Source organism: Kitasatospora sp. NPDC058965, from assembly GCF_042741245.1.
In the GTDB taxonomy this organism is placed as follows: Bacteria; Actinomycetota; Actinomycetes; order Streptomycetales; family Streptomycetaceae; genus Kitasatospora.
The window spans coordinates 1-4,131 of the sequence record NZ_JBHYKG010000494.1 but is presented as its reverse complement, the minus strand read 5'-3'; the positions used below and the strand labels follow the sequence as shown (position 1 = coordinate 4,131).

Genomic DNA, 4,131 nt, shown 5'->3' with positions numbered 1-4,131 from the left:
GGCAGCAGGGTCTCCACCGCCGTCGGCACCACCCCCAGGGCGTACGGCCAGCTCTCCTTGCGCTCGACCACGGCCAGCGCCTCGCCCACCGCCCGCCACGCGCCGTCCGCGTCGTCCCGGGCGAGCCGCAGCCGGGCCAGCCCGGCCGCCGCACCGACCGAGAGCATCTGCTTGCGGTCCGTTTCCCACACCCGCGCGAAGCAGGCGGCGGCCTGGGCCGAGCGGCCCCGCGCAGCGGCGGTGATGCCCTGCGCCGTGCCCAGCAGCGTCCCGTCGGTCAGCGGGCTGTCGGGGTACCGCGCCCGGTACGCCGTCAACTCCCGGTCCCAGTCGGCCCAGCGCCCGGCCGCCCAGCCGAACAGCAGCCGGTAGGCCTCGCAGTACATCACCAGCACCGGGACGTTCCCGCGCTGCCCGTGCGCCACCGCCTGCTCGTTCAACTCGGCCGCGCGCCGGTCGAGTCCGACGCAGAACGCGGCCTCGGCGACGTTGGAGAGGACCACCGCGTTGGAGCGCAGCACCCCGGGGTCCTGCCCGGCGCCCCCGGGCGGCTCGGCCAGCAGCGCGGCGAGCAGCTCCGGCACCCGGGGGTCGGCGGCGCACGCCAGCGAGGTGACGTGGTTGGCGCCCACCACCGCCCGGGCCGCCGGGTCGGTGATCCGGCTCAACGCGTCCATCGCGCGCCGCATCCAGACCCGCTGCTCGGCGGCGGTGGACTCGCCGGTGTCGGAGAGCGCCAGGCTGGACAGGATCCGGGCCGCCTTGGCCGGGTTCTGCTCCTCCAGTTCCTGCGCGGCCAGCTCCAGTTCGGCCCACCCCGCACTGTCGCCGAGCTTGTTGATCAGCACCTCGGCCAGGTGCGAGCGGATCTCGCCGCGGGCGACCGCGGGCAACCCGGGGGTGGCGAGCAGCCGGCGCACCGACTCGGCGTCGTCCAGCAGCACGGTGCCGTCCCGTAGGATCTTCGACAGGACCAGCGCCGTGCGGCCCAACCGCTCGGCCGACAGCCCGGGGTGCTCCAGGATCTGCCACAGCAGCGTCGCCGCCGTCCCCAGGTCGCCGACCGCGAGCGCCTGGTCGGCGGCGGCCTGCGCGTGCGGCAGCCAGGCCTCCTGATCGCCGAGCGCGCGGGTGTGGTGCGCGATCTGGACGAGCGGCGGCGGCTGCCGCTCGCCCAGCAGGCGCAGGACACGGCGGTGCAGGCGGGTCCGGATGGGCCCGGGCAGGTCGTCGTAGACGGCCCGGCGGGCGAGTGCGTGCGAGAAGCCGTACGCGTCCGGCCCGTGCTCGACCAGCACCGAGGCCGCCAGCACCTCCAGCAGGGCCGCCTCGCCCTGCTGCTCCGTCAGACCGGCGGCCGCGGTCAGCAGGTCCTCCCCGGCGGGCACGGCCAGCACCGCGGCGGCGTTGACCAGCGCGGCGCCCTCGGCGGACAGCCGACCGGTCCGCTCGGTGAGCACCTCGCGCAGGCTGCGCGGCACCCCGAGCAGGTCGGGCCGGGCCGCGGTGCCCGGCTCGGCCAGCGTGATCAGGTCCTCCTCGATGATCAGCGGCAGGCCCGCACTGCGTTCGTACAGGGCCCCCACCAGTGCGGGGGTGGCCCCGGCCCCGAGTGCCGAGTGGGCGATCCGGGCGAGCGCCTCGGGGCCAAGCCGGGTGAGCACGACATCGGTGCCACCGGTGCCGGGCGGGCGACGGAAGGCGCTGCCGAGCAGGGGGCCGCGCTGGTCCTCGGACCGGTAGGTGAGCAGCAGCGCGGTGTCGGCGGGCAGGTCCTGGGCGAGGAGCAGCAGCAACTCCCGGGTCACCTCGTCGGCCCAGTGCACGTCCTCCACCACCAGGACGGCCGGGGCCACCGCGCGCAGCAGGGCCCGCACGCCCTCGGCGGTGCGGTACCGCGGGGCGGCGGGGCCGGAGTCCTCGGGCAGCGGGGAGGGCAGGCGGTCGGCCAGGCCCGGCAGCAGCGGGGTCAACGCGCCGGCGGCCGGGTCGATCGCGCTCCGCTCGGCGGGAAGGCGGTCGCCGAGCTTGCGCAGGGCGTCGATCACCGGTCCGTAGGCGAGCGGTTCGCGCAACGGGTGGCAACCGCCGCCGGCGACCGCGACACCCGCCGCGCGCAGCCTGGTGGCGGCCTCGGCGACCAGCCGGGACTTGCCGATCCCCGCCTCGCCCTCGACCAGCACCACCGCGGGGCGGGCGGTGAGTGCGTCGAGGACGGCGGCGAGTTCCCGTTCCCGGCCCGCGAAGGCGAAGCCGCGTCCGCCCCCGGGTCGCCGGTCGTCGCTCCGGTCGAGTGCCGTCATGCCAGGCTCCTGGTTCCTGCCCGTGGGATCGGCCACCGTTGTGGGCTCAACGGTACGCCGTACCGATCCGCCCGGTCGGGAGCGGTTGAGCGGCTCCGATCGGCACATCAAACAGCAATCACCATATTTGATCAAGATCTCACGCGGCGACGACACCGTCTTCGCCCCGGACATCCGATCACCGGCCCCTCGCGCGTGCCCCCTCCCCGGCCGCTCCGGCTCCGCACCGGCCCGACCCTCGGCTCAGCCGGCCGCCCGCCGCAGCCAGTCCGTGACGCCCGCGATGTGCGCCGTCGCCCGGGCCTGCGCGGTGGCCACGTCGTGGTGGGCCAGCGACTCGACGATCGCCCGGTGCTCGGCCATCGTCCGCTCCACCGCGCCCTCCTGGGTCAGCCCGCGCCAGACCCGGGCCCGCGCGGTGCGCTGGGAGAGCGAGTCCAGCAGCGAGGCCATCACGGTGTTGCCGGCCGCCGCCGCGATCCGGCGGTGGAACTCCAGGTCGTTGGCGACCAGTTCCTCGACCGTCGGCTCCGCACTCAACCCGTCGAGCAGCTCGGTCATGCCGGCCACCTGCTCGTCGGTCATCCGCTGCGCGGCCAGCCCGGCCACCGCCGACTCCAGCACCGCCCGGACCTGGAACAGTTCCAGCAGCGACTCGTCCTGGTGCAGGTCGACGATGAAGGTGAGCGTCTCCAGCAGGTCCGGGGCGGCCAGGCTGCTGACGTACGTCCCGTCCCCCTGCCGGACCACCAGCACGTTCAGCAGCGACAGCGCCTTGACCGCCTCGCGCAACGAGTTCCGCGACAGCCCCAGTTCCGCCGCCAGCACCGGCTCCTTGGGCAGCCGGTCACCCGGCTTCAGCTGGCCGGAGAGGATCATCGACTTGATCTTCTCGATGGCCTCGTCCGTGACGGCCACGTCAGCGCCTCCCACACAAGTCCGATGTCTGGACCAAGTATGGCCCGTCGGACTCACCCCGGACCAACCACCGCCCCACCCGTCACAGCCCCGCGGGATCCAGGGCGTCCGGGCCACCGGCTTGCTCGGCACGGGCGGGGGCTGCCCGACAGCGCAGCGCCGATCCCGCCTCAGGCGCCCCCGCCCGCCAGGGCGACCAGCACGCCCAGGGCCCCCGCACCGAGCAGGGCGCTGACCACACCGCGCTTCGCCGCCAGCAGCCAGAGCGCGGCGGCGGCCAGGACGGCGTACTGCCAGCCGTGCTGCAGGGCGAGGGCGAGCGGGATCGCGGAGCCGGCGATGGCGCCGATCACGGCTGGGCCGGCACCGGTGAAGAACCCCTGCACCCGGGCGCTGGCACGGATCGCGTCGAACCGGGGACCGCCGAGGATCACGAACAGGAACGAGGGGGCGAAGGCCACCGCCGCCGCGAGCAGGCCGCCCGGGACGCCGGCTGCCGCGTACCCGACCACCGAGACGGTCTGCACCACGGGCCCCGGGGTGACCTGGCCGAGCGCGACGGCGTTGAGGAACTGACCGTCCGTCATCCAGTGGTAGTGGTGCACGGCGTCCGCCTGCATCAGCGGGATGATCACGAACCCGCCCCCGTACGACAGCGCCCCCACCTTGAAGGCGACCCAGGCGAGCGCGAGCAGCCCACCGGTCGCGGCCGAGCGGGTGAGCGCGAGCGGCACGGCACCGACCCGGCCCGGACGGACGGCGCGGGCCGGACGGCTCCGCAGCCCGCTCTCCAGCAACCCCGCGAGCAGCAGCACCAGCACCAGCCACGGCCCGACCAGCGCCGCGGCCGCGCCGCCCGCGGCCAGGTAGGCGAGCCACCGCCCCCGCGCCGCCCGCCCCGCCCCGGCCC

The 4,131-nt window shown here is 75.7% G+C and carries 3 protein-coding genes; all 3 read right to left on the bottom strand.

The features are described 5' to 3' along the window. Positions 1-2,303 (bottom strand): AAA family ATPase (locus ACFW1A_RS39160; protein ID WP_380418234.1); only part of this gene is annotated, 2,303 nt, incomplete at its 3' end. Positions 2,304-2,546: 243 nt separating this feature from the next. Then, on the bottom strand, positions 2,547-3,221 hold the full coding sequence (locus ACFW1A_RS39155; protein ID WP_380418232.1) for a FadR/GntR family transcriptional regulator: 675 nt from the start codon (positions 3,219-3,221) through the stop codon (positions 2,547-2,549). A gap of 170 nt (positions 3,222-3,391) precedes the next feature. Next, a partial coding sequence (locus tag ACFW1A_RS39150) for a chromate transporter (RefSeq protein ID WP_380418230.1) occupies positions 3,392-4,131 on the bottom strand: 740 nt, incomplete at its 5' end.